The 25,513-nt window shown below is 71.8% G+C and carries 24 protein-coding genes; 11 read left to right on the forward strand and 13 right to left on the reverse strand.

What is annotated here, in order from left to right:
• Nucleotides 1-128 precede the first annotated feature (128 nt).
• A complete protein-coding gene (locus tag AB0E62_RS08910; protein WP_362190186.1) occupies nt 129-755 on the reverse strand; it encodes a winged helix-turn-helix transcriptional regulator in 627 nt (208 codons plus the stop codon).
• An 81-nt stretch (nt 756-836) separates the two neighbouring features.
• Between AB0E62_RS08910 and AB0E62_RS08915 the strand changes: the two genes are divergently transcribed.
• The 6 genes from AB0E62_RS08915 (at nt 837) to AB0E62_RS08940 (ending at nt 6,650) form a co-directional block, all read left to right on the forward strand.
• On the forward strand, nt 837-2,045 hold the full coding sequence (locus AB0E62_RS08915; RefSeq protein WP_362190188.1) for a pyridoxal phosphate-dependent aminotransferase: 1,209 nt from the start codon (nt 837-839) through the stop codon (nt 2,043-2,045).
• A gap of 269 nt (nt 2,046-2,314) precedes the next feature.
• A complete protein-coding gene (locus AB0E62_RS08920) occupies nt 2,315-4,090 on the forward strand; it encodes a trypsin-like serine protease (RefSeq protein ID WP_362190190.1) in 1,776 nt (591 codons plus the stop codon).
• Between the two features lie 28 nt (nt 4,091-4,118).
• Nucleotides 4,119-4,691, forward strand: a complete 573-nt coding sequence (locus tag AB0E62_RS08925) for a DUF4232 domain-containing protein (protein WP_362190192.1) — start codon at nt 4,119-4,121, stop codon at nt 4,689-4,691.
• A gap of 75 nt (nt 4,692-4,766) precedes the next feature.
• The gene (locus tag AB0E62_RS08930) at nt 4,767-5,366 is read left to right on the forward strand and encodes a histidine phosphatase family protein (RefSeq protein WP_362190194.1); all 600 of its coding nucleotides are present in this window, start codon (nt 4,767-4,769) and stop codon (nt 5,364-5,366) included.
• 153 nt (nt 5,367-5,519) lie between these two features.
• Complete coding sequence (locus AB0E62_RS08935; protein WP_362190196.1) at nt 5,520-6,143, forward strand: hypothetical protein; 624 nt, start codon at nt 5,520-5,522, stop codon at nt 6,141-6,143.
• 84 nt (nt 6,144-6,227) lie between these two features.
• Nucleotides 6,228-6,650 carry an acyl-CoA thioesterase gene (locus AB0E62_RS08940; protein WP_362190198.1) on the forward strand — a complete coding sequence of 141 codons (423 nt, stop codon included), beginning with the start codon at nt 6,228-6,230 and terminating at the stop codon, nt 6,648-6,650.
• Nucleotides 6,651-6,724: 74 nt separating this feature from the next.
• Here the strand turns inward: AB0E62_RS08940 and AB0E62_RS08945 are convergent, their stop codons facing one another.
• The 8 genes from AB0E62_RS08945 to AB0E62_RS08980 form a co-directional block, all read right to left on the reverse strand.
• Nucleotides 6,725-8,092 carry a nucleobase:cation symporter-2 family protein gene (locus tag AB0E62_RS08945; RefSeq protein ID WP_362190200.1) on the reverse strand — a complete coding sequence of 456 codons (1,368 nt, stop codon included), beginning with the start codon at nt 8,090-8,092 and terminating at the stop codon, nt 6,725-6,727.
• Between the two features lie 285 nt (nt 8,093-8,377).
• Nucleotides 8,378-9,763: an 8-oxoguanine deaminase gene (locus AB0E62_RS08950; RefSeq protein WP_362190202.1), complete on the reverse strand. Its 1,386-nt coding sequence runs from the start codon at nt 9,761-9,763 to the stop codon at nt 8,378-8,380.
• 71 nt (nt 9,764-9,834) lie between these two features.
• Nucleotides 9,835-11,247, reverse strand: coding sequence for a nucleobase:cation symporter-2 family protein (locus AB0E62_RS08955; protein ID WP_362190204.1), 1,413 nt, complete (start codon nt 11,245-11,247; stop codon nt 9,835-9,837).
• Between the two features lie 64 nt (nt 11,248-11,311).
• Complete coding sequence (gene pucL, locus AB0E62_RS08960) at nt 11,312-12,235, reverse strand: factor-independent urate hydroxylase (RefSeq protein ID WP_362190206.1); 924 nt, start codon at nt 12,233-12,235, stop codon at nt 11,312-11,314.
• 4 nt (nt 12,236-12,239) lie between these two features.
• Nucleotides 12,240-12,632, reverse strand: coding sequence for a hydroxyisourate hydrolase (gene uraH, locus AB0E62_RS08965; protein ID WP_362190208.1), 393 nt, complete (start codon nt 12,630-12,632; stop codon nt 12,240-12,242).
• A gap of 4 nt (nt 12,633-12,636) precedes the next feature.
• Nucleotides 12,637-13,149, reverse strand: coding sequence for a 2-oxo-4-hydroxy-4-carboxy-5-ureidoimidazoline decarboxylase (gene uraD, locus AB0E62_RS08970; RefSeq protein ID WP_362190210.1), 513 nt, complete (start codon nt 13,147-13,149; stop codon nt 12,637-12,639).
• 163 nt (nt 13,150-13,312) lie between these two features.
• Nucleotides 13,313-13,675, reverse strand: a complete 363-nt coding sequence (locus AB0E62_RS08975; protein WP_362190212.1) for a helix-turn-helix domain-containing protein — start codon at nt 13,673-13,675, stop codon at nt 13,313-13,315.
• Nucleotides 13,672-13,935 (reverse strand): hypothetical protein, encoded by a 264-nt coding sequence (locus AB0E62_RS08980; RefSeq protein ID WP_189990373.1) that lies wholly within the window; start codon nt 13,933-13,935, stop codon nt 13,672-13,674. The genes AB0E62_RS08975 and AB0E62_RS08980 overlap by 4 nt, the downstream gene beginning before the upstream one ends.
• A gap of 149 nt (nt 13,936-14,084) precedes the next feature.
• On the opposite strand from AB0E62_RS08980, the gene AB0E62_RS08985 reads away from it, so the two are divergent.
• The 3 genes from AB0E62_RS08985 to AB0E62_RS08995 all read left to right on the forward strand — a co-directional run bounded on the left by AB0E62_RS08985 (nt 14,085) and on the right by AB0E62_RS08995 (nt 17,559).
• The gene (locus AB0E62_RS08985; protein WP_362190215.1) at nt 14,085-14,942 is read left to right on the forward strand and encodes a TIM barrel protein; all 858 of its coding nucleotides are present in this window, start codon (nt 14,085-14,087) and stop codon (nt 14,940-14,942) included.
• A gap of 67 nt (nt 14,943-15,009) precedes the next feature.
• Nucleotides 15,010-15,924: a 2-hydroxy-3-oxopropionate reductase gene (locus tag AB0E62_RS08990; RefSeq protein WP_362190217.1), complete on the forward strand. Its 915-nt coding sequence runs from the start codon at nt 15,010-15,012 to the stop codon at nt 15,922-15,924.
• Between the two features lie 171 nt (nt 15,925-16,095).
• On the forward strand, nt 16,096-17,559 hold the full coding sequence (locus AB0E62_RS08995; RefSeq protein ID WP_362190219.1) for a catalase: 1,464 nt from the start codon (nt 16,096-16,098) through the stop codon (nt 17,557-17,559).
• 324 nt (nt 17,560-17,883) lie between these two features.
• Here AB0E62_RS08995 and AB0E62_RS09000 read toward each other — a convergent pair whose 3' ends face one another.
• A complete protein-coding gene (locus AB0E62_RS09000; RefSeq protein WP_362190221.1) occupies nt 17,884-18,054 on the reverse strand; it encodes a hypothetical protein in 171 nt (56 codons plus the stop codon).
• A gap of 655 nt (nt 18,055-18,709) precedes the next feature.
• Between AB0E62_RS09000 and AB0E62_RS09005 the strand changes: the two genes are divergently transcribed.
• Nucleotides 18,710-18,943 carry a hypothetical protein gene (locus AB0E62_RS09005; protein WP_362190223.1) on the forward strand — a complete coding sequence of 78 codons (234 nt, stop codon included), beginning with the start codon at nt 18,710-18,712 and terminating at the stop codon, nt 18,941-18,943.
• A 257-nt stretch (nt 18,944-19,200) separates the two neighbouring features.
• On the opposite strand, the gene gcl is transcribed toward AB0E62_RS09005, so the two are convergent.
• From gcl to AB0E62_RS09020, 3 genes are all read right to left on the reverse strand, one after another.
• Nucleotides 19,201-20,988 (reverse strand): glyoxylate carboligase, encoded by a 1,788-nt coding sequence (gcl, locus tag AB0E62_RS09010; RefSeq protein ID WP_362190225.1) that lies wholly within the window; start codon nt 20,986-20,988, stop codon nt 19,201-19,203.
• Between the two features lie 234 nt (nt 20,989-21,222).
• On the reverse strand, nt 21,223-22,785 hold the full coding sequence (locus AB0E62_RS09015) for an AMP-binding protein (RefSeq protein ID WP_362190754.1): 1,563 nt from the start codon (nt 22,783-22,785) through the stop codon (nt 21,223-21,225).
• 104 nt (nt 22,786-22,889) lie between these two features.
• Complete coding sequence (locus AB0E62_RS09020) at nt 22,890-24,560, reverse strand: AMP-binding protein (protein WP_362190227.1); 1,671 nt, start codon at nt 24,558-24,560, stop codon at nt 22,890-22,892.
• Between the two features lie 113 nt (nt 24,561-24,673).
• Between AB0E62_RS09020 and AB0E62_RS09025 the strand changes: the two genes are divergently transcribed.
• On the forward strand, nt 24,674-25,504 hold the full coding sequence (locus tag AB0E62_RS09025; protein WP_362190229.1) for a LuxR C-terminal-related transcriptional regulator: 831 nt from the start codon (nt 24,674-24,676) through the stop codon (nt 25,502-25,504).
• Nucleotides 25,505-25,513 lie beyond the last annotated feature (9 nt).

Here is a 25,513-nt window from a genome sequence, read left to right on the forward strand (position 1 = left end):
ACGGCACCCCGAGACCCGGTGAAGGCCCGCCCGCGTGGCGGGCCTTCACCTTTGCCGCTCCGGCCGCCGCGACCGGGCATCCCGCCCCTCGCTCCGCCACGCCGCGCGTCACTCCGCCGCGCCGCCCGTCACGCCTCGCGCAGCGCCTTGGCGAGGGTGCCCTCCCCGGTCACCGTCACCCGTCCGTCCCGTACGGCGTCCGGCAGGGCCAGCTCGCCGCGGGCGACGGCCTCGCAGGTCGCCGCGTCCATCACCAGGCGCGCGTCGGCCGTACCGGGGGCGGGTCCGTCGCCGTAGACCGGTCCTTCCCCGGCGCCGACGTGCAGGTGGAACTCGCCTTCCTCCAGGCCCACTTCGACGACTCCCTCGCCCTCCAGCGCCCGCAGCAGCGGCAGCGCGAACCAGTGCGCCCGCACCGCGTCGGTGGGCCTGCGCTCGCCCAGTTCCCGCGCGCCCCAGCTGCTCAGCGCCTGCAGCACGGGCAGCAACGCGCGCCCCCGGACGGTGAGTTCGTACACGTACGCGACGCCCGGCGGGGGCAGCCGGCGCCGGGTGGCCAGGCCGTCGCGTTCCATCTCCTTCAGCCGCGAGGCGAGTACGTCCGTGCTCACGCCGGGCAGGTCCGCGTGCAGGTCCGTGTAGCGGCGGGGGCCGGTCAGCAGCTCCCGGACGATCAGCAGCGTCCAGCGGTCGCCGACGAGATCGAGGGCGCGGGCTGCGGAGCAGTACTGGTCGTAGCTTCGGCGAGGTGACATGCGACGCAGTGTAGACGCGTTGTTGGACTTTCCAAGCTCGCGCTTGGTAAAACCAAGCACCACGAGTTTCCGGAGGGGCGCATGGAGTTCCGGCAGTCCAACAAGCTCAGCGAGGTGTGCTACGAGATCCGCGGTCCGGTGATCGAGCACGCCAACGCGCTGGAGGAGGCGGGGCACAGCGTGCTGCGCCTGAACACCGGCAATCCCGCTGCCTTCGGCTTCGAGGCGCCGGAGGAGATCCTCCAGGACATGATCCGGATGCTGCCGCGGGCGCACGGCTACACCGACTCCCGGGGCGTCCTCTCCGCCCGCCGCGCGGTCGCCCAGCGCTACCAGACCCTGGGCCTGGACGTCGACGTGGACGACGTCTACCTCGGCAACGGCGTCTCGGAGCTGGTCTCCATGGCCATCCAGGCGCTGGTGGAGGACGGCGACGAGATCCTCGTACCCGCCCCGGACTTCCCGCTGTGGACGGCCGCCACCACGCTGGCCGGCGGCAAGGCCGTGCACTACCTGTGCGACGAACAGGCCGACTGGAACCCGGACCTGGCCGACATGGCGGCGAAGATCACCGACCGCACCAAGGCCGTGGTCATCATCAACCCCAACAACCCGACGGGCGCGGTCTATCCGAAGGAGGTCGTCGAGGGCATCCTCGATCTCGCCCGCCGGCACGGCCTGATGGTGTTCGCGGACGAGATCTACGACCAGATCCTGTACGACGACGCCGTGCACCACTCGGCCGCCGCGCTCGCCCCCGACCTGGTCGTCCTCACCTTCTGCGGGCTGTCCAAGACCTACCGGGTGGCGGGCTTCCGCTCCGGCTGGCTGGTGGTCACCGGACCGAAGCAGCACGCCAGGGACTACCTGGAGGGCCTGACCATGCTGGCCTCCATGCGGCTGTGCGCCAACGCGCCCGCGCAGTACGCCATCCAGGCCGCGCTCGGCGGACGCCAGTCCATCCGTGAACTCACCCGGCCGGGCGGGCGGCTGCACGAACAGCGGACGGTGGCCTGGGAGAAGCTGAACGAGATCCCCGGCGTGTCCTGCGTGAAGCCCAAGGGTGCGCTGTACGCCTTCCCGCGCATCGACCCCAAGGTGCACCCGATCCACGACGACGAGAAGTTCGTCCTGGACCTGCTGCTGCGCGAGAAGATCCAGGTGGTCCAGGGCACCGGCTTCAACTGGCCCGCCCCCGACCACTTCCGCATCCTGACCCTGCCGCACGCGGAGGACCTGGAGGCGGCCATCGGCCGGATCGGCAGGTTCCTCGCCGGTTACCGGCAGTAGGAAGGCCCACGGCGGCAAGGGAGTTGGCCCGTTTCGCTCGCTTGTGCGAAGATCACCGCTCGTGATCGGGGGACTTCCACGGCGGGTCCCCGGTGCGCGCCCGACCAGCGCCGCACCGCACCGCCGACCGCACCGCCGCGCCCCCGGTCCGCTCCATCGACCAGGGGGAAGCAGCAGTGTTCTCGTACGGCAGACCGAACTCGGGAGAACCGGACCCACCCGCACAGCCGGTCTCTTCCGGAAGACCCTCCGGCCGCGGCCGGCGCCGGGTGGCCGTCGCCCTGCTCTGCGCGGCGCTGACCCAGGCCGCGGTGCCGGCCGCGCGGGCCGGGGCCCCCGCGCCGGCCGCCGGGCAGGAGGCGCGGCAGGCGGCGCGGTTCTGGACCGCCGAGCGCATGGCCGGGGCCCGGCCGCTCGACGCGCTGCGGCACACCCCGCCGGCGCCCGCGTCGCCGGCCGCAGGGGCGGCGGCCCGGCCGAAGGGCACCCTGTTCCGGGGCACCCGGCTGGTCGGCACGTTCTTCGGCTCCGACGGGCCGCGCGGGACGACCTGGCACTGCACGGGCAGCGTCATCGACACCAAGTCCCGGAACATCGTGCTCACCGCGGCCCACTGCGCGCGGAACATGAAGGGCGACTACCTCTTCGTCCCCAAGTTCGTGAAGGGCGCGGCCCCGGACCGGCAGCCGTACGGCATCTTCCCCGTCAAGCGGATCTTCATCGACCCGCGGTACGTGCCCGACCGGGGCTCGTCCACCACCAAGAAGGCGGCCTCCGACCTGGACACGGCGTTCGCCCGGGTCTCGGCCAACCAGTGGGGCAGGTCCCTCCAGGACGCGGTGGGCGGCGGACTGACCTTCACCCGGCCCGCCGGTTACACCCACCGGGGCGTCACCGTCGTCGGCTACCCCTCCCACCGGCACAACAGCGCCGGGCGGGCGGTCAAGTGCACGGTGCCCACGCGTCAGCTGCGCGGCTACCGGCAGTTGTCGATGACCTGCGGCGGCTACTTCGGCGGGGTGTCCGGCAGCCCGTGGATCACCGACTACAAGGACGACGCCCGCACCGGACACGTCATCGGCAACCTCGGCGGCTACAACGGAGGCGGCAACGACGCCGACGTGGACTACATCAGCTACGCCACCGCGTTCGGCGCCGACGCCGCACGCCTCCTCGGTCACGCCGTCGCCGATCAGGCCCCGCCCGCCGACCTGCCCCCGTACCGGGGCCTGAGCGGCAGCCTGCCGGGCGGTGCCGCGCGCTGGCGCAAGGCGGCCCTCATGGCGTCGGGCGAGTACACCGGCGACCGCCACGGTGATCTGCTGGTGGTGTGGTCCGACGGCGGGGTCACCCTCCACCCGGGCGACGGCAGGGGCGGGTTCGGCGCGGAGAAGCGGCTGCGGCCGGCCAACTCCACCTGGACCCACGCCCGTACCGTGACCGGCGGCACCTTCGCCGGGGGCAGCCGGGCGGGGCTGCTGGTGCGCTGGTCCGACGGCGAGGTCACCCTCTACCCGCAGCCCGGCCCCGCCGGACTGGGCCGGGAGATCCGGATGGCGGCGCCGGGTTCCGCGTGGAAGAACGCCGCCCAGTTCACCGCCGGGGCGTTCCGGGCGGACGGGGGCACCGGACTGCTGGTCCGCTGGGCCGACGGCGGGCTGTCGCTGTACCCGGGGGCCGGCACCGGCGGCCTCGGCACCGGCACCCGGGTCCTGCCGGCGGGCGGCGCCTGGACCGAGGCGGCCCTGCTGACCGGCGGCGACTTCGGCGGTACGGCCGCCGGGGACCTGCTGGTGCGCTGGACCGACGGCGCGCTCGACACCTACGCCGGCACCTCGGCCGCGGGGCCCGGCACCAAGTCCCGGGTGCGCGGCCCGAACAAGCTGTGGCAGCAGGCCCGGGGGCTGACCGCCGGTGCCTTCCGTCACGACGGCCGGGCCGACGACCTCGTCGTGCAATGGTCCGACGGGGAGACGACGCTGTACGCCGACACCGGCACCAAGTCCCTCGGCACCGAGTACACGCTGGTCCATCCCGGCACCTGACCGCACCACGGCACTTCCAGGGGGAACGATGCCCGCCACCACCCGACCGGCCACCACCCGACCGGCCCGCGGCCTCGCCGCGCTCACGGCCGGCCTCGCGCTCACGGCCGGCCTGACGCTGACGGCCTGCGGCACCACCACGACCGCCGCACCGGACGCCACCGCACCGCCCTGCCGGACCGCCACGCTGACCTGGACGCTGTCACTGCTCGACGGCGGCCGGCGGGGAGACGCCCGGTCCGGGGCGCGCCTCACCGCCGTCAACAAGGGTTCCGGCGCCTGCGTGTTCGCGGGTTACCCACGCCTGGAGCTCCACAACGGCAAGGCGGACGGCATCGAGGGCGCCGGTTCCGGCCGCCCCGCACCCGTCGCCCTGCCCGGCCACGCGGCCGTCTCCGTGGACCTCCGCTACACCCGCCGGGGCACGCCGGGCGCGGACACCTGGTGCGTACGGCAGCACGAGGCCGCCGTCACGGCCCCGCACGACACCCGCGGCACGGTCGTCCCGGTCACGGACGCGCACGGGAGGGCGGCCGTGCTCGACGCGTGCGGGGAGACCATCGCCATGACCGCCCCGCGCCGTACCGGGGCGGGGAGCTGACGGCCGCGGACGGGGGATCACCGTCTGGCGCAGTCCGTCCTGCGGGCGGCGGGGGCCCTGTGACACCGTGCCGTCATGGGTGACCTCTTTCTCGTCCGGCACGGGGAGACCGAGTGGTCGCGGTCCGGGCGGCACACCGGCCGGACCGACGTACCGCTCACCGAGCGCGGGCGGGACGAGGCGCGCCGGCTGGTCCCGCTGATCCGCTCGCACCGGATCGGGGCGGCCTTCGTCAGCCCCCTCCAGCGGGCGCGGGAGACCGCCGAGCTGATCGGGATCCCGGACGCGCGGGTCGACGCCGACCTGTGCGAGTGGGACTACGGCGGCTACGAGGGGGTGACCACCCCGGAGATCCAGCGGACCCGGCCGGGCTGGTTCCTGTTCACCGACGGGGTGCCGCCCGGCCCCCCGGACCATCCCGGTGAGAGCCCCGAGCAGGTCGGGGCGCGCGCCGACCGGATGCTGGCCAGGGCCGACGCCGCCCTCGCCAACACGGAGGGGGTCGTCGTGCTCATCGCGCACGGCCACTTCCTCCGCGTCCTCACCGCGCGCCGCCTGGGCCTCTCACCCCGGCACGGCGCCCTCTTCCAGCTCGCGACGGGCGCGCTGTGCCGCCTCGGCACGGAACACGGCCGGAACGTGGTGGCGGGCTGGAACATCCGGCCCCCGGGGTAGCGGGGACCCGCCTCACGGACACGGGTGACGTTCCGGCACGCCCCGGCCGTTGTCAGACCCCGGCCGTACGCTTCCAGTGGGCCGTACGACGGGCCCGGGCGGGCGTCCTCCCGGGCGGTCCTCCGCAGTGACCGGTGCCGGAAGGAGCATGCCATGTCCCCAGCGCCGACCGCCGCGCAGCGGCGGGTGATCGAGGCCGCCGATCCGGTCACCGGACGGCTGCGCGGTACGCCGGCCCAGCTCGCGGCGCTGGTGAAGCGGGGCCTGGCGTTCCGGCACCCCCGGCCGCCGCACGACCACTTCCTCACCCCGGCCGGCCATCGCGTCCGGGAGGCGGCACCCGGGCCCGAGCCGCCCGGCGGGTCCGCGCCGGACAGCGGGGTGTTCGCGGCCCGGGTCGGCGGCGAGGAGGAGCCGGTGTCCGGCCCGGCCCGGCTCCGCGAGGTGCGCGGCGCCTGGCAGGGGTTGCTGGAGCTGCGCAGGATGACGAACCCGGACGGCGCCGCCGACCGGCCGTGCGGCTGGGAGCGGACCCATCTGGTGCGGGCCGCGGCGCTGGCGCTGGAGGCAGCCGGGCACCGTCCGGCGGGCGGGGGCGCGGACGGGTACCGGGTCCGGGCGACCCCGCAGCCGGAGGCGGTCGCGGTGTACGCGCCGGACGCCGGGGCGCTCGCGGCCTGCGCGGCGACGCTCCAGGAGGCCGGCTGGCAGGCGGGCGAGCACACCGAACCCCGGACGCGGGCCCGCTTTCTGCTGGCCTCACCGCGCCGGGTGTGACCGGCGTGTCAGGATCGGACGACCGCACCACCGAACGACCGCACCACCGAACGACCGCAGCACCGCACACGAGAAGGGCACGCAGTGACCGAACCGTTTTCCGTCCGGGTGACCGTCCGCGGTTACGAGACCGACACCCAGGGACACCTCAACCAGGCGGTATACCTCAACTACGCGGAACACGCCCGCTGGTCGCTGCTCCAGGCCGCCGGGATCGGCCAGACCCGGCTGATGGGCCGGGGCGTGGGCCCGGTGGCGCTGGAGACGACCATCGGCTTCCGGCGGGAGCTGCTCGCCGGCGACGAGGTCGACGTGACGTGCGCCTTCGAGTGGGGCGACGGCAAGACGTTCCGGATCCGGCAGGAGATACGCAGGACCGACGGCACCCTCGCGGCCGAGGTCACCGCGGTGGCCGGCCTCATGGACCTCACCGCGCGCAAGCTGGTCGCCGATCCCCGCGCGGTGTTCAAGGAACTGGCGGCGGACCCGGGCCTGTTCGGCCTGTAGGCACGCGCGCACGGGAAGGGCCGGGGGTGACGGTGTCCACGTCTCCCCCGGCCGGGTGGTGCGGGCGCCCGGTGTCAGCGGACGGCGGCGATCTCCTCCCCCGCCTCCATGGGATGGGTGACGTCCTGGGCCTCGCGGCCCTTGCCGAGGTGGTTGAAGAGGAGGTTGAGCACCACGGCCGTGACACAGCCGGTGGAGATGCCCGAGTCCAGGACGATCTTCGCGGTCTCCGGGAAGGAGTGGTAGAACTCCGGCGCGGTGATCGGGATGATGCCGACCGCCAGGGACACGGCCACGATCAGCACGTTGTTGTCCTTGTCCAGGCCGGCCCGGACCAGGGTCTGGATGCCGCTCGCGGCGACCGAGCCGAACAGCACGATGCCCGCGCCGCCGAGAACCGGCCGGGGCACGACCGCGATGAGCGAGGCGGCCATCGGACACAGGCCCATCAGGACCAGGAAGCCGCCGCCGGTCGCGACGACGTACCGGCTGCGGATCCGGGTCATCGCGACCAGCCCGATGTTCTGGGCGAAGGCGCTGCACATGAAGCCGTTGAACAGCGGGCTGATCGCGGAGCCGAGGGTGTCGGCGCGCAGGCCGGCCGCGATGGTCTTCTCGTCGGCGGGCCGTTCGACGATCTCGCCGAGGGCCAGCATGTCGGCGGTGGACTCGGTCATCGAGACCACCATGACCACGCACAGGGAGAGGATCGCGGCGAGCTGGAACTGGGGCGCGCCGAAGTGGAACGGGGTGGGGAAGCCGACCACGTCGGCGTCGGCGACCGGGCCGAAGTCCGTGACACCGAACGGGATCGCGATGAGCGTGCCGACGACCAGGCCGACCAGTACGGCGATCTGCTTGACGAAGCCTCGGGTGAAGCGGCGCAGCAGCAGGACGATCAGCAGGGTGAGACCGGCCAGGGTGAGATAGGTGGCCGAACCGTAGTCGTCGGCCTTGGGATTCGGCCCCTGGGCCCAGCCGAACGCGACGGGCAGCAGGGAGACGCCGATCAGGGTGATGACGGAGCCCGTGACGACCGGCGGGAAGAAGCGGATCGCCTTGCTGAAGAAGGGCGCGGCAAGGAAACCGAGCAGGCCGGCCACGATGACCGCGCCGAAGATGACCGGCAGGGCGTCGGACTTGTCCTCGGTGGAGGCGACGACCGCGGTCATGGGGGCGACACCGGCGAAGGTGACGCCGTTGACGAAGGGCAGCCGGGCGCCGATCTTCCAGATGCCGAGCGTCTGGAGGAAGGTGGCGAGGCCGGCGGTGAACAGGCAGGCGCCGGTGAGGAAGGTCAGCTCGGTCGCGCTGAGGCCGATGGCCGCGCCGACGATGAGCGGTGGTGCGACGACACCGGCGTACATGGCGGCCACGTGCTGCAGTCCGCTGGTCGCCATTTTCAGGGCGGGGAGTTTCTCGTCTACGGGATGGGCGGCCACGGCGGCTCCTCCGGGCGGGTGACACGTCATCGTTGACGTGGGTTTCATGGAGGTGGTGCGGGGTCGTGCGGAACCCTCGCAGGGGGGTGGCGAAAACGAGCGGTGACGAGTCTGTGGGGGTGTGCGGGGGTGTGGGGATCCTGACGGTGGTGTGGGGATGACCGTCTCCGGGGGCGTGCGTCCGCACGCACCCCGGAGACGGCGTGCCGTGGATCCCGCTCGGATCCACGGGTCCCGGCCGGGAGCCGTCCCTCCCTGCCGGAGTCTGGGGAATGGCCCGCCCGGTCAGCCCTGTGCGGCGATCCGGGCCAGGCGCCGGGCCTCCTCGCGGGTGCTGACGGCGATGGCGTCCTCGTCGGCGGTGAGCAGGCGGCCGTCCTCGACGATCTGCCGGCCGTCGACGAAGGACGCGGCGACCGGGGCCGGCGCGCCGAGGACGAGCGCGGTCACCGGGTCGGTGATGGAGGCGTGGGCGAGGGTGTCCATCTTCCACAGCACCACGTCGGCCAGCTTGCCGGGTTCCAGCGAGCCGATCTGGCCGGCGCGGCCGAGCACCTGGGCGCCGCCGTAGGTGCCGAGCCGGAGCGCCTGACGGGCGTTCAGCGCGGCCTCGCGGTGCGCGCCGAGCCGGTTGATCAGCAGGGCGTTGCGCAGCTCGGTGTGGAGTTCGCCGGACTCGTTGGAGGCGGTGCCGTCGACGCCGAGGCCGACCGGGACGCCGGCCTTCAGCAGGTCGGGGACGCGGGCTATGCCGGCGGCGAGGCGGGCGTTGGACGACGGGCAGTGGGCGACGCCGGTCCTCGTGCGGGCGAAGGCCTCGATGTCGGAGTCGTTCATGTGGACGCAGTGCGCCATCCACACGTCCTCACCGAGCCAGCCGGTGGACTCGAAGTAGTCGGTGGGGCCCATGCCGAACAGTTCGTGGCAGAACTTCTCCTCCTCCACCGTCTCGGAGCCGTGGGTGTGCAGCCGCACCCCCAGCCGGCGGGCCAACCGGGCGCCCTCGCGCAGGAGTTCGGTGGAGACCGAGAACGGGGAGCAGGGGGCGACCGCCACCTGGGTCATGGCGTCGAAGGAGGGGTCGTGGTGCCGCTCGACGGTCTCCTCGGTCGCCCGGAGCGCGTCCTCCAGCGTCTCCACGGCGAAGTCAGGGGGCAGTCCGCCGTCCTTCTCGCCGCGGTCCATCGAGCCGCGGGCCAGTGTGAAGCGCACGCCCATCTCGGCGGCGGCCCGGATGATCGAGCCGGACAGGTCGCCGGAGCCGCGCGGATAGACATAGTGGTGGTCCATGGCGGTGGTGACACCGCCCCGGGCCATCATGGCGAGGGACCCCTGGGCCGCCGCGTACGTCATCCGCTCGTCGATCCGCGCCCAGACCGGGTAGAGCGCGACCAGCCAGTCGAACAGGTTGTGGTCCGTGGCCAGGCCCCGGGTGATCCACTGGTAGAAGTGGTGGTGGGTGTTGACCAGGCCGGGCGTGGCCAGCAGGCCGCGCCCGTCGATCCGGCGCACCACGTTCTCCAGTCCCTCGGGGGCCTCGCCCGCGCCGACCGCCTCGATACGGTTGCCGGCGAGGACGAGGTACCCGGAGGCGTACTCCGTGTCACCCGCGTCCACGGTCGCGATCGCGCAGTTCTCGATGACGGTGCGCGGGGCTGCCGATGGTGCCATCGTGCTTCCTTGTCTTTCGGTGGCGGCCCGTGGACCAGGGGGTTCCACGGGGGGAGGGGACGGCAGGGCCCCTAGGAGGACTCGAGCACCGGTGCCGGATGCCGGCCGCGGGCGCCGAGGTGGTGGAAGAACAGGTTCAGCAGGACGGCGACGAGCGCGCCCGCGCTGATGCCGGATCCGAGGACGGTCCGGGCCCACGCCGGGAAGTCGGCGTAGAAGGTCGGCGCGGCCAGCGGGATGATGCCGGCGCCGAGTGCCACGGCCACCAGGATGATGTTGGAGCTGTCGTCCAGGCCCGCCTCGGAGAGCGTCCGGATGCCGCTGACGGCGATGGAACCGAAGAGGACGATGCCCGCGCCGCCGAGGACCGGCATGGGGACCAGGGAGACGACCGCGCCGAGGACCGGGAAGGCGCCGAGCACGATCAGGCTGCCGCCGGCGACGGCGACGACGTACCGGCTGCGCACCCGGGTGAGCGAGACGACACCGACGTTCTGGGCGAAGGCGGAGGTGGGGAAGCCGCCGAAGACGGGCCCGATCAGGGTGGCGAGGCCGTCGGTGCGCAGGCCGCGGGTGATGGTCCGGCCGTCGGCGCGGCGGTCGCAGATCTCGCCGAGGGCGAGCATGCCCGCGCTGGACTCGGTCATCAGCACCAGCATCACGATGCACAGCGACAGGATGGCGGCGGGCTGGAACTCCGGGGCGCCGAAGGCGAACGGGGTGGGCAGCGCGGCCACGGGCGCGGACTTGATGCCGCTGAAGTCGGCCATGCCGAAGGGGATCGCGGCCAGGGTGCCGATGAGCAGCCCGAAGAGCAGGGCGACTTGTTTGACGAAGCCCTTGCCGAAGCGCTGGATCAGCAGGATGACGGCGAGGGTGAATCCGGCGAGCGCCAGATGGCGCATGTCGCCGAAGTCGGCCGCGGTCTCGTCGCCGCCTTGTGCCCAGCCCACCGGGACGGGCATCAACGTGACGCCGATCAGGGTGATGACCACACCGGTGACCAGGGGTGGGAAGAAGCGCAGCAGTCGGCCGAAGAACGGTCCGAGTGCCAGGCAGAAGGCGCCGGCCACCATCACCGCGCCGTAGATCGCGGGGAGTTGGTGTCCTTTGCTGTTGGTCTCGGCGATCGCCAGGATGGGGGCGATGCCGGCGGAGGAGGCGGCGTTGACGAAGGGCAGCCGGTTGCCGACGACGCCCTTGACGCCGATGGTCTGGAGGATGGTCGCGATGCCCGCGATGAGCAGGCTCGCGGCGATGAGCCGGGTACGGGCCCCGATGTCGAGCCCGCAGGCCTGACCGATGATGAGCGGAGGAGTGACAACGCCTGCGTACATCGCGGCGATGTGCTGGAGCGCGGCGGGGACGAGCCGCGAGGGGTGGAGCTTCTCGTCCACCGGGTGCACGGACGTGACGGCGTCCTCCATGTGCACCGGCGGGGTGGAACACGGGGCTTTCGCCGGCCCCTTTGCAGGCTGTGCCATTTTGTTCCCTCCGGTGTAGCGCGCCCCCGGCCCGTCAGGCCGGGCCGGGGGCGGGCGTCCCGCGTCAGAGGTTGGTCATGTCGACCGGGATACGGGCCTCACAGCCGTCCCGCAGGATGGTGGCCTCGATGAGGCCGTACGGGCGGTCGGCGGCGAAGTAGACCTCGTTGTCGTTCTTGAGTCCGAACGGCTCCAGGTCCACGAGGAAGTGGTGCTTGTTGGGCAGCGAGAAGCGGACCTCGTCGATCTCGCTGCGGTTGTTGATGATGCGCGAGCCCATCTGGTACATCGTCTGCTGGAGCGAGAGCGAGTAGGTCTCGGCGAAGGCGTGGAGCATGTGCTTCTTGACCTGCTCGTAGGACTTCTCCCAGTTGGGCATCTTCTGCGCGTCGTCGGTCCAGTTGAACCGCCAGCGGCCGGCGACCTGGGTGGCGAGGATACGGTCGTACGCCTCCTGGAGGGTGGTGTACTTGTCCTTGACGTAGCCCCAGAACTCGGAGTTGGTCGAGTTCATCACGACCAGGTCCTTCAGGCCGGAGATGACCTCCCACTTCTCACCGTCGTAGGTGATCTGGGTGAGGCGGACCTCCTGGCCCTTGCGGACGAAGGAGTGCTTGACGTCGTCCGCGCCGATGAACCTGCTGTTGGCGTCCGAGGTCTCGATCCGCTCCCAGGCGTACTCCTCGATGCGGATGCGCGCCCGGTGGATCGGCTCCTGGCTGGTGACGAAGTGCCGGGCGAGGTGGATGCCGAACTGCTCGGCGGACTCGATGCCGTATTCCTTGGCGAACGCGAACACCGTGTTCTTGGTGGTGTCGGTCGGCAGGACGTTGGCGTTGGAGCCCGAGTAGTGGACCTCTTCCATGTCGCCGCTCAGCGCGATGGAGACGTTGAGGTCCTTGATGTGATGGGTGGCGCCGTCCCGCGTGATCTTGACGACTCGGTTCTCGGCCTTGCCGTACTGGTTCTGTCCCAGGATGGTCGGCATGTAGCTAGCTCCCTCGGTAAACGGAGTAGCCGAACGGGTTGAGCAGCAGCGGTACGTGGTAGTGCTCCCCGGGCACCACGGCGAAGGTGATCGCCACCTCGGGGAAGAACACGGCACCGCTGTCCCGATTCGCGGGGGCGTCCTGCTGCGCATCGGCTTGCTTTGTCTCGAAGTACGGCTCGACCGCGAAGTCCAGCCGCACGTGGGTGGTCCCTTCCGGCAGAGCCGGCAGGTCCTTGCACCGGCCGTCGGCGTCGGTCGCCGAGCCGCCGAGCGCCTGCCAGTCCGCCTCGCGCCCGGAGCGGGCGGAGAGCCGGATGGCGACGCCCTCGGCGGGGCGGCCGATCGAGGTGTCCAGGATGTGCGTGGACACGGAGGCGGTGGTGCTGGTGCTCATGGTGTCAGGCGTCCTCTTCGACGAGTCGGGCCAGTCGGATGCGGTTGATCTTGCCCAGCTCGGTGCGGACGATCTCCCGCTCCTGCTCGGGCGAGTTGCCGATCCGCTCCTTGACCGCGTCGCGCATCTGCTCGCCGGTCCGGCCGGTGGCGCAGATGAGGAAGACATGCCCGAACTTCTCCTGGTAGGCCAGGTTGAGTTCGAGCATCTCCGCCTTGAGCTCCTCGGAGGCGCCGGCCATGCCGCGCTGTTCGCGGGCGGAGGTCGGGTCGCCGGGCTTGGGCCGCCCGATCGGCGGGTGTCCGGCCATCGCCTCCGCCAGATCCGCGGGGGTCAGCTCGGCCATGGCGGCGTCGCTGGCGGTGTAGAGGTCCTCCGGGGTGGCGTACGGGCGGGCGGCGAGCAGTCGCCGGGCCCACTCGGTGGAGGCGCACGCCTCATGGAGGGCCGCGAGGGCCTCGCGCTCCTCCAGGTCGTTGAACCGGGACAGGCCCGGGGGCGTGGAAGTGGTTGTCACGGGAGCCTCCGTGGCCGCTTCGGGCCGTTGTGCTGAACGGGCTGCGGATAGCTAACGCCCTCGGAAACATCACGTCAACACTTTGTTGAAAATTCCGCGTAACAAGCGGGGTTGGGGACCGAACGGCCCTTGCGCCCCCGCTCCCGCCCCACTCCCGCCCCGGTCAGACGCCCTTCTCGCGGTTGAGGTAGTTGTAGACCGTGAAGCGGCTGACGCCGAGCGCGCCCGCCACGGTCTCCACGCCATGCCGTACCGCGAAGGCGCCGCGCGCCTCCAGGATCCGTACGACCTCCTGCTTGGCCTTGCGGTCCAGGTCGGCCAGCGGCCGGCCCTCCTTGCGCTCCATGGCGGCCAGGATGTGGTCGAGGGAGTCGGCGAGCTGGGGCAGGCGTACGGCGACGACGTCGGCGCCCTCCCAGGCGAGGACCACGTCCTCGGGGCCGGCCTCGTCGGGCGGGAGCATCGTTCCGCCCATGGCGTCGACCAGCGGCTTCACCGCCGCGATGAAAGGCTCGTCCCCGGTCACCTATCACCCTCCCCGGCCTCGTCACCGATCACGTTGACCTGGAGCGAGACCCGGGTGGCGCCGGCCTGGAGGGCCTTGCGCAGCAGCGCGTCCACCGCGCCGAGCACGCGGTCTGCGCCGCCCTCGGCGGTGTTGCCGAACGGGCCGACGTCCACGGCGTCCAGCTCGGCGGTCTCTATGACCTCGCGCGCCACCAGGGCGTGCGCGGGCGCCTCGTCCAGGTCGAAGGGCTCGGTCGTGAACTCCACTCTCAATCGCACGCGGTCAACCTAACGCGCGAGGCGGCCGGGCGGGGCGGGTCTTGCGGACGCCCCTTGACAAGCGGCGACACCCGACGGCAATCTTCCATTACGCAGAAACGAACTTCCGTAATACGGAATCTCGACCCACGGAAGGGAGCGCGGCCCGAATGCCAGGTTTCGAGTGGAGCACCGCCGCAGACCAGCGCTTCAACGTCAACCTGTCGATCCTCTTCACGGAACTCCCGCTCCTGGAGCGCCCCGCGGCCGCCGCCGCGGCGGGCTTCTCCGCGGTCGAGCTGTGGTGGCCCTGGATCGACTCCCCCACCCCGCCCCGGTCCGAGCTGGACGCCCTGAAGAAGGCGATCGAGGACGCGGGGGTCCGGCTCACGGGCCTGAACTTCTACGCCGGCCGGCTGCCCGGTCCCGACCGCGGCGCCCTGTCGCTGCCGGGCGAGGAGTCGGAGAAGTTCCGCGCCAACATCGACGTGGCGGCCGACTTCGCGGCCTCCCTCGGCTGCACGGCGCTCAACGCGCTGTACGGCAACCGCGTCGAGGGCGTGGACCCGGCCGAGCAGGACGCGCTCGCCCTGGAGAACCTGGTCCTCGCGGCCCGGGCGGCCGACCGGATCGGCGCGATCCTGCTGATCGAGGCGCTGAACAAGCCCGAGTCGCCGCTGTACCCGCTGGTCTCGGCGCCGGCCGCGATCGAGGTCGTCGACAAGGTGAACGCGGCGACGGGTCTCGGGAACGCCAAGTTCCTGATGGACCTGTACCACCTGTCCATGAACGGCGAGGACCTGCCCGCGGTCATCGACGCCCACGCGGCGAAGACCGGGCACGTGCAGATCGCCGACAACCCCGGCCGCGGCGCCCCCGGCACGGGCTCGCTCCCGCTCGAGGAGCTGCTCGACCGGCTGCGGAAGGCCGGTTACGACGGCTGGGTCGGCCTGGAGTACAAGCCGGGCGACCGTCCGAGCGCCGAGGCGTTCGACTGGCTGCCGCGCGAGGCCCGCGCGGCCCGCTGAGCCGCCGGCCCCCTGGCACCAGCCGCCCTTCACAGACGTACGCCGCAGCAAGAGAGGCACCCTGAACATGAGCAACCTCGCAGCTTCCTCCCACCCGACCCGCCCCGCGATCGCGTGGATCGGCCTCGGCATCATGGGCTCCCCCATGTCCGAGAACCTGATCAAGGCGGGTTACCAGGTCACCGGCTACACCCTGGAGAAGGAGAAGCTGGACCGCCTGGCCGCCGCCGGCGGCACCGCGGCCGGCTCCATCGCCGAGGCCGTCCGCGACGCCGACGTGGTCATCACGATGGTGCCCGCCTCCCCGCAGGTCGAGGCCATCGCCTACGGCCCGGACGGCATCCTGGAGAACGCCAAGCCCGGCGCCCTGCTGATCGACATGTCCTCGATCACCCCGCAGACCTCCGTGGACCTGGCCAAGGCCGCCAAGGACAAGGGCGTCCGGGTGCTGGACGCCCCGGTGTCCGGCGGCGAGGCCGGCGCCATCGAGGCGGTGCTGTCGATCATGGTCGGTGGCGAGCAGGCCGACTTCGACGAGGCCAAGCCGATCTTCGAGGCCCTCGGCAAGACCATCGTGCTGTGCGGTCCGCACGGTTCGGGCCAGACGGTGAAGGCCGCCAACCAGCTCATCGTCGCCGTGAACATCCAGGCGTGCGCCGAGGCCGTGGTCTTCCTGGAGAAGTCGGGTGTGAACCTCCAGGCCGCCCTGGACGTCCTCAACGGCGGCCTGGCCGGCTCCACCGTGCTGACGCGCAAGAAGGACAACTTCCTCAACCGCGACTTCAAGCCCGGTTTCCGGATCGACCTGCACCACAAGGACATGGGCATCGTCACCGACGCCGCGCGCAACGTCGGCGCGGCCCTGCCGGTCGGCGCCGTGGTCGCCCAGCTGGTCGCCAGCCTGCGCGCCCAGGGCGACGGCGGCCTGGACCACTCGGCCCTGCTGCGGGCCGTCGAGCGCCTGTCCGGCGCCCAGGTCTGACGACCCCTCACGCTTCCGGACCGCGGCGCCGCTGACACCTGTCCTGTCGCGCCCAGGCGGCGCCGCGGTCCGGAATCGACTTCAACAAAGTGTTGACGCTCAGTTCACCCCACTTCTAGGCTCCACAAAGCGGAAACAGTTTTCCGCTGACACCCGCACGGAAGGTCCACGATGTCGAAGCGCGTGCTCACGACAGAGTCCGGCGCACCGGTCGCCGACAACCAGAATTCCGCCTCCGCCGGCGTCGGCGGCCCGCTCCTGATCCAGGACCAGCACCTCCTGGAGAAGCTCGCGCGCTTCAACCGCGAGCGGATCCCGGAGCGTGTCGTGCATGCCCGCGGCTCCGGCGCGTACGGCCACTTCGAGGTGACCGACGACGTCACCGGCTACACCCACGCCGACTTCCTCGGCGAGATCGGCAAGCGCACCGAGGTGTTCGTGCGCTTCTCCACCGTCGCCGACAACCTCGGCGGTGCCGACGCGGTCCGCGACCCCCGCGGCTTCGCGGTGAAGTTCTACACCGAAGAGGGCAACTACGACCTCGTCGGCAACAACACCCCGGTGTTCTTCATCAAGGACCCGCTGAAGTTCCCCGACTTCATCCACTCGCAGAAGCGCGACCCGTTCACCGGCAAGCAGGAACCCGACAACGTCTGGGACTTCTGGGCGCACGCCCCCGAGGCCACGCACCAGGTGACCTGGCTCATGGGTGACCGCGGCATCCCGGCGTCGTACCGCCACATGAACGGCTACGGCTCGCACACCTACCAGTGGACGAACGCCAAGGGCGAGGCCTTCTTCGTCAAGTACCACTTCAAGACGAACCAGGGCATCCGCTGCCTGTCCACCGAGCAGGCGCAGGAACTGGCGGGCAAGGACCCCAACTCGCACCAGACCGACCTGCTCCAGGCGATCGAGCGGGGCGTGCACCCGTCCTGGACGCTGTACGTCCAGATCATGCCGGCGTCCGAGGCGGAGGACTACCGTTTCAACCCGTTCGACCTGACCAAGGTCTGGCCGCACAAGGACTACCCGCTCCAGCGGGTGGGCCGCCTGGTCCTCGACCGCAACCCGGACAACGTGTTCGCCGAGGTCGAGCAGGCCGCGTTCTCCCCGAACAACTTCGTGCCCGGCATCGGCCCGTCCCCGGACAAGATGCTCCAGGGCCGGCTGTTCGCCTACGCGGACGCCCACCGCTACCGCCTCGGTGTCAACCACACCCTGCTCGCGGTGAACGCCCCGAAGGCGGTCCCGGGCGGTGCCCAGAACTACGGCCGCGACGGCTTCATGGCGGTCAACGGCCAGGGCCGCCACGCCAAGAACTACGAACCGAACTCCTACGACGGCCCGGTCGAGACCGGCCGCCCGCTGTCGGCCCCCCTCGCGGTGGCCGGCTACACCGGCAGCCACGTCGCCCCGGCGCACACCAAGGACGACGATTTCTTCCAGGCGGGCGAGCTGTACCGGCTGATGTCCGAGGAGGAGAAGTCCCGGCTGGTCGCGAACATCGCCGGCGGCCTCTCGCAGGTCTCCCGCGACGACGTGATCGAGAAGAACCTGGCCCACTTCCACGCCGCCGACCCCGAGTACGGCAAGCGCGTGGAGGAGGCGGTCCACGCCCTGCGCGAGGACTGAGTCTCCTGGGCTGCGTCCGGGACTGACGGGGAGGTCCGCCCCGGACGCGAAGACCCCGCCGTGCCCAGGTGATCCGGATGAGGGGTGATCACCGGGTACGGCGGGCAGGGTGAGGACCGCGGTGGCGTGCGAGCCAGTGCGGTGGTGAAGGAGTCCGGGCTCCCTTCTCGACCAGAGGGAAGGAACGCCCGCCTCCGTCGCGGCCACCGCGGTCCCAGCCCCCTCTCCGGCACCGCTCCGGAGACCCCGAGCCCCGTCCGGCGGCGCGAACGATCTGTCGCGCCCAGCCTCGCGCCGTCGGACGGCTACCACCCGCAACGCTCCCTACGCCGCCTCGATGTCCGCGGCGAGGGAGCGTTCCGCGTTGTCCGGCAGCACTTCGCAGGTGAGCACCTCGACCCGCGTGACAGGCGAGTCGAAGGTCCGCGCGCCGTCCCGCCGGGTCCCGATGCCGGACTCTTCGCGGGCGCGGGCGCGGTGTTCGTCCGGTCCCACCAGGCAGCCGACCGCCCGACCGACGGCCCCGTGGACCACCCGGGCCGGCACCCGGGCACCGCGATCTCGTCCCCCGGCACCAGCCGGCGCCGAGCGGTCTCACCGACGGACCGGCCCCCGAAGATCCAGTGACTGCCTTCGAGGGCCCGCTGAAGATCCGCCTCCCTCGCCGTACGGTCCTCGGCCCCGGCCCGCGGCGCCTTGACGCTCTCGGCGCGACGCCGCAGTTCCACCGCTTGGGGAGCGCCTGGAGGAGGAGACGGCCGTCCCCGTCCGCGGCGAGCAGGGCGAAGGTCTGCGGGGTCACGCAGGCGCTCCAGCCACAGCGAGGGCTCGGCCGTGCCGCGAGGTATCACACAGTGTCCCGGCCGGTCGTCCGGAGCCCGCAGGAACGCGGCGTCCGCACCCGCGGTCCGGAAGTGCTCCAGCGCTTCCTCCGCGCTCGCCCCGGGGTGGTCCCTCACATGGGCGTCGCCCTCCGCCACCCGCCGCTCGTACACGGCCCGCAGCGAGGCGGCCCGCCGCCGTCGCCCGCGCGACCTCCAGCAGTCGTACGGGCTCCTTGCCCGCCCGGCGTCTGCCGCTGGTGCCGCACGCCGGGGCTGACAATCCGGGCCGGCGTGCGGGAACCTCCCGGCCGCAGCACGCTGAAGGCATGGGCAATCCGATACGGCATCCGCACATCGTGGTGCACTCCCCCGCGCTGGACGGCTCGCGGCGGGTCACCGAGGGGGACGTGACGCTGGGGATCGCCTCGCATCTGCACGATGTCGTGGAGATCCTGCGGCTGGCCGACCTGGACCGGGTCGAGGTGGAGGAGGGCGAGCTGATCGAATGGCAGGGCGGCGGCCCGGACGACTGGCCCGGGCTGAGCGAGTACGAGATCTAGCACGCCGACTGCGGCAGGGGGCGTAGCCGGGCTACGCCATCCTCAAATCAAGCTCTGAACAGCGCCGACAAGGCTTCGGCGGGCCCCTTCGGCGGGCACAGTACTGACACGCGGGGCCCGCCTGCACGGGGGCGGCGGGCCCCGTACGGGGGTGTCCGGCCGCGGGCACGGCAAAGGGGCGGCCCGTCCCCCCGGGCGGGCCGCCCCTGGCTGCGTCAGGTCGTCCGGAACCGTGCCGGACCCGCCTGCCGCATGTGTCAGACCTTCAGCGTCTTGATCGAGGTCGGCGCGTGGCCGGGCTCGGTGGCCAGGTCCTCGAACTCGGAGATGTCGCTGATGTCCATGGTGCGGCTCATCGAGATGTTGGTGATCCGCTCCAGGATCGCCTCGACGACGACCGGCACCTGGTACTCCGCGGCCAGCTTCTTCGCCTGCTCGAAGGCCGCGCCCAGCTGGTCCGGCTCGGTGACCCGGATGGCCTTGCAGCCGAGCCCCTCGGCGACCTTGACGTGGTCCACGCCGTAGACGCCGAGCTCCGGGGTGTTGATGTTCTCGAACTCCAGGTTGACCTGGAAATTGATGTCCAGGCCGATCTGCGCCTGGCGGATCAGGCCCAGGTAGGCGTTGTTCACCAGCACGTGGACGTAGGGGATCTTGTGCTGCGCGGCGACCGCCAGCTCCTCGATCAGGAACTGGAAGTCGTAGTCGCCGGAGAGCGCGACGACCGGGGAGTCCGGGTCGGCCTTGGCGACGCCGATCGCGGCCGGGATCGTCCAGCCGAGCGGGCCGGCCTGGCCGCAGTTGATCCAGTGGCGCGGCTTGTAGACGTGCAGCATCTGCGCGCCGGCGATCTGGGACAGGCCGATGGTGGTGACGTACCGGGTGTCCGGGCCGAAGGCCTTGTTCATCTCCTCGTACACGCGCTGCGGCTTCATCGGCACGTTGTCGAAGTGCGTACGGCGCAGCAGGGTGGCCTTGCGCTCCTGGGTGGAGGCCACCCAGGCGCCGCGGTCGGGCAGCCTGCCGGCCGCCTTCAGCTCCTTGGCCACCTCGACGAACAGTTCCAGGGCGGCCTTGGCGTCGGAGACGACGCCGTAGTCCGGCGGGAAGATCTTGCCGATCTGGGTGGGCTCGATGTCGACGTGGACGAACTTGCGGCCCTGGCGGTAGACGTCGAGCTTGTAGCCGGTGTGGCGGTTGGCCCAGCGGTTGCCGATGCCGAGGACGAAGTCGGACTCCAGGAAGTTGGCGTTGCCGTACCGGTGCGAGGTCTGCACGCCGACCATGCCGGCGTTCAGCTCGTGGTCGTCGGGCAGCGTGCCCCAGCCCATCAGGGTGGGGATGACCGGGGTCTGGGTCAGCTCGGCGAACTCCACCAGGAGCTCGGAGGCGTCGGCGCCGATGATGCCGCCGCCGGCCACGATGACCGGGCGCTCCGACTCCAGAAGAAAGGTGATGGCCTTCTCGATCTGGGCGCGGGTCGCGGTGGGCTTGTAGACCGGCAGCGGCTCGTAGGTCTCCGGGTCGAACTCGATCTCGGTGAGCTGGACGTCGATCGGCAGGTCGATGAGGACCGGGCCGGGACGGCCGGAGCGCATCAGGTGGAAGGCCTGCTGGAAGACGCCGGGGACCTGCGCGGCCTCCAGGACGGTCACCGCCATCTTCGTGACCGGCTTGGCGATCGAGGCGATGTCGACGGCCTGGAAGTCCTCCTTGTGGATGACGTGCGTCGGCGCCTGGCCCGTGATGCACAGGATCGGGATGGAGTCGCCGATGGCGGAGTACAGCCCGGTGATCATGTCGGTGCCGGCCGGACCGGAGGTGCCGATGCACACGCCGATGTTGCCCGGCTTGGTACGGGTGTAGCCCTCGGCCATGTGCGAGGCGCCCTCGACATGGCGGGCGAGGGTGTGGTGGATGCCGCCGCCCTCCTTGAGGGCCTTGTAGAACGGGTTGATCGCCGCGCCCGGCACACCGAAGGCGTCGGTGACGCCCTCGCGCTTGAGGATCTCAACTGCCGCACGGGCAGCGGTCATACGAGCCATCGAGTACTCCTGCTTCGGCCTCTCGGATGCGTACTCCCGTCGCGCCCCGCGGTGAGCACAGTCTCCCGATTGTCAATCTCCGCAATCTTTTCCGTACTGCGGAATGTAACTTCTACTATCTGGAAGCAATGTAGGGCGGGCGGGCGAAGGTCGTCAAGAGTCGTCCGGACCCCGGAAAGCACGAGAGGGCCGCCCGTGCGGTACGGGCGGCCCTCCGGAGGACTCCGGCGCGTGTCAGGTTCCGTAGGTCTCCCGCAGCTCGACCTTGCGCACCTTCCCGGACACCGTCATCGGGAAGGAGTCCAGCAGCTGGAGCCGGCTCGGGATCTTGTAGTGGGCGAGGCGGCCCGCGCAGAAGGCCCGCAGCTCCTCGAGGGTGAGCGGCTGCGCGGGGTCGCTCGGGATGACACAGGCGAGCACCTCCTCGCCGTACCGCTCGTGCGGCACCCCGACGACCTGGACGTCCCGGATCCCGGGGTGGGCGTGGAGGAACTCCTCGATCTCGCGGGGGTAGATGTTCTCGCCGCCCCGGATGATCATGTCCTTGATCCGGCCGACGATCTCGACGTACCCGTCCTCGCGCATCACCGCGAGGTCGCCGGTGTGCATCCAGCGGCCGGCGTCGACCACCTCGGCCGTCTTCTCCGGCTCGTTCCAGTAGCCGAGCATCACGCTGTAGCCGCGGGTGCACAGCTCCCCCACCGTCCCGCGGGGCCGGGTCACCCCCGTGGCGGGGTCGACGACCTTGACCTCCAGGTGGGGCAGGACCCGGCCGACGGTGGCGGTGCGGTGCTCCAGGTCGTCCTCGATCCGGGTCTGCAGCGACACCGGTGACGTCTCGGTCATGCCGTAGCAGATGGAGACCTGCTCCATGTGCATCTCGGCGACCACCCGCTTCATGACCTCCACCGGACAGGGGGAGCCCGCCATGATGCCGGTGCGCAGGGAGGACAGGTCGTAGTCCGCGAAGCCCGGCAGGTTCAGCTCCGCGATGAACATGGTCGGGACGCCGTACAGCGAGGTGCACCGCTCCCGCTGGACCGCCTCCAGCGTGGCCTCCGGGTCGAAGGAGGGCGCCGGGACGACCATGCAGGCGCCGTGGGACGTGGCGGCCAGATTGGCCATGACCATGCCGAAACAGTGGTAGAAGGGAACCGGGATGCAGACCCTGTCCTGTTCGGTGTACGCGATCATCTCCCCCACGAAGTACCCGTTGTTGAGGATGTTGTGGTGGGAGAGGGTGGCCCCCTTGGGGAAGCCCGTGGTGCCCGAGGTGTACTGGATGTTGACGGGGTCGTCGCAGGACAGCTCCTCGAACGGCTCCGCAGCGGCCTCGGGGGTGGCGCGCGCGAGCAGCGCGTCCCAGCCCGGGTCGCCGAAGTGGACCGTCTCCCGCAGCCCGGGCAGCCCCGGCCGCACCTCCTCCACCATCGCGCGGTAGTCGCTCGTCCGGTGTCTCGAGGAGGCGAACAGGAAGGAGACACCGGCCTGTCGAAGGACGTAGGCGACCTCGTGCGTGCGGTACGCCGGATTGATGTTCACCATGATCGCGCCGATGCGCGCGGTGGCGTACTGGACCAGTACCCACTCCGGGCAGTTGACCGCCCAGATGCCCACCCGGTCCCCCTTGGCCACGCCGCTCGCACGCAGGGCGTACGCCAGCCGGTCGACGTCGGCGCCGAACTCGGCGTACGTCCAGCGCCGGCCCGACGCCACGTCCACGAGCGCCTCCCGGTCCGGCCAGGCCGCGACGGCCCGGTCCAGGTTGGCGCCGATGGTGTCGCCGAGGAGCGGGATGGTCCCCGTCCCGTGGGCGTACGAGGGCTGAGTCCCCTGGGTGTACGGGGGCCGAGTCCCCCGGGTGTACGGGGACCCGGTGCCCCGGGCCGGGGTCCGCGCGGTCACCGGAAGTCCTCCTCGCGGTACTCGTCGGGCGAGCCCTCGGCCGTGGCCTCGCGCAGCTCGATCCGGCGGATCTTGCCGGAGACGGTCTTCGGCAGGGCGCCGAACTCGAGCCGGCGGACGCGCTTGTACGGGGCGAGCACCTTGCGGGAGTGCTCGAAGAGGACCTTCGCGGTGCCGGGACCGGGCTCCCAGCCCTCGGCGAGCACGATGTACGCCTTGGGCACGGCGAGCCGCAGCTCGTCCGGGGCGGGCACCACGGCCGCCTCGGCCACCGCCTCGTGCTCCAGCAGCGCGCTCTCCAGCTCGAACGGGCTCACCTTGTAGTCGGAGGACTTGAACACGTCGTCGCTGCGCCCGATGTAGGTGAGGTAGCCCTCCTCGTCCCGGGTCGCGATGTCCCCGGTGCGGTAGTAGCCGCCCGCCATGGCCTCGGCCGTGCGGTCCGGGTCGCCGTGGTAGCCGGTCATCAGGCCGGCCGGGCGCTCGGCCAGGTCGAGGGCGATCTCGCCCTCCGTGACACCGGGCGCGCCGGAGACCGGGTCCAGCAGGAGCACCCGGAACCCGGGGCTGGGCCGGCCCATGGAACCCGTCTTCAGCGGCTGGCCGGGGGTGTTGGCGACCTGCACGGACGTCTCGGTCTGGCCGAAGCCGTCCCGGATCGTCACGCCCCAGGCACGCCGGACCCGTTCGATGACCTCGGGGTTGAGCGGTTCGCCGGCGGCCACGGCCTCGCGGGGCGGGGTCTTCAGCCGGGTGAGGTCGGCCTGGATGAGCATCCGCCACACCGTCGGCGGCGCGCAGAAGGTGGTGACCCCGGCGCGGTCCATCTCGGCCATCAGCCGGGCGGCGTCGAAGCGGGTGTAGTTGAGGACGAAGACGGTCGCCTCCGCGTTCCACGGGGCGAACAGGTTGGACCAGGCGTGCTTGGCCCAGCCGGGCGAGGAGATGTTCAGGTGCACGTCGCCGGGGGTGAGCCCGATCCAGTACATGGTGGACAGATGGCCGATCGGGTACGAGGTGTGGGTGTGCTCGACCAGCTTGGGCCGGGCGGTCGTGCCCGAGGTGAAGTAGAGCATCAGCGGGTCGTCGGCCAGGGTGGGGCCGTCCGGGACGAAGTCGGCGGGGGCCGCACAGGCGTCCTCGTACGGCTCCCAGCCCTCCCGGGGCAGCCCGCCGACGCTGATCCGGGTGTAGGTGCCGGGCACGTCGTCGAACTTGGCGGTGTCCTCGGCCCGGACGATGACGTGCCGCACCCGGCCGCGCTCCACCCGGTCGCGCAGATCGGCCGGGCCGAGCAGCGGGGTGGCCGGGATGACGACCGCGCGCAGCTTCATCGCGGCCAGCGCGGTCTCCCACAGCTCGGCCTGGTTGCCGAGCATGACGAGGATCCGGTCCTCGGCGGCCACCCCGCGCTCGCGCAGCCACCGGGCCACCCGGTTGGAGCGCGCGGACAGCTCGGCGAAGGACAGCCGGGTCTCCGTGCCGTCCTCCTCGACGATGTGCAGCGCCGTGCGGTCGTTGCCCTCGGCGATGACGTCGAACCAGTCCAGCGCCCAGTTGAAGTGTCCGGGCCGGGGCCAGCGGAAGCCCTCGTAGGCGGTGGCGTAGTCCTCGCGGTGTGCCAGCAGGAAGTCCCTGGCCCTGCGGAACGTCTCGGTCGCCGTCATCCACGTCCTCCTCGGTGCCGGACCATTGCCGGGCGGCTCCCCGGCATCGTCTAATCCGTGATGCGGGTCTCACTACCCCCGAACGGGGTGGACCGCACCGAAGGAGCGACAAGGTGGCAGCCAAGGCCGTGGCGACGGCGGAGATACGCGGCGCGCTGGCCCGGCTGCGGCGCGCCACGGGCCTGCCCGTCGCCTTCGGCGGCCTGGTGGAGTCCGGCGGGCCGCACGTCCGCATCAGCGAGCTGAGCGGCACGTCCACGGCGGCGCTGCGCTCGCTCGCGGTGACCTCCGGCACCGGGCTGGGCGGCAAGGCGGTGGCACTGGCCCGGCCGTGCGCGGTGCCGGACTACCCGCGGTCGCGGCGCATCAGCCACGAGTACGACGCCCCGGTGGCCGCCGAGGGCATCCGCGCGGTGCTCGCGGTGCCCGTGGTGGTGCGGCGCCGGGTGCGCGGGGTGCTCTACGGCGCGCTGCGCTCGCCCCGGCCGCTCGGTGACCGGACGCTGGACGCGGCGGTGGCGGCGGCGCGGGACGTGGAGCAGGCGCTGGTGGTGGCGGACGAGGCGCGGGAGCTGCTGGCGGCGGCGAGGACCGAACCCGTGCCGGCCGGCCAGGGGGCCGCGTGGGAACAGGTGCGCGAGGCGCACGCGGCGCTGCGGGCGCTGGCACCCCGGATCCCCGATCCGGCGCTGCGGGCCGAACTGCTCGCCGCGTGCGGGCTGCTGACCGCGCCGCCCCGAGCCGGGGGCGTGACCCTGGCGCCACGCGAGCTGGACGTGCTGTCCTGGGTGGCGGCGGGGGCCACCAACGCGGCGGTGGCCGAGCGGCTGGGCATCGGTCCCGAGACGGTCAAGAGCTATCTGCGTTCGGCGATGCGCAAGCTCGGCGCGCGCACGCGAGGGGAGGCGGTGAGCGCGGCCCGGAGGGCGGGGCTGCTGCCGTAGCCCGAAGAC

The organism is Streptomyces sp. NPDC038707, from assembly GCF_040636485.1.
Classification (GTDB): domain Bacteria; phylum Actinomycetota; class Actinomycetes; order Streptomycetales; family Streptomycetaceae; genus Streptomyces.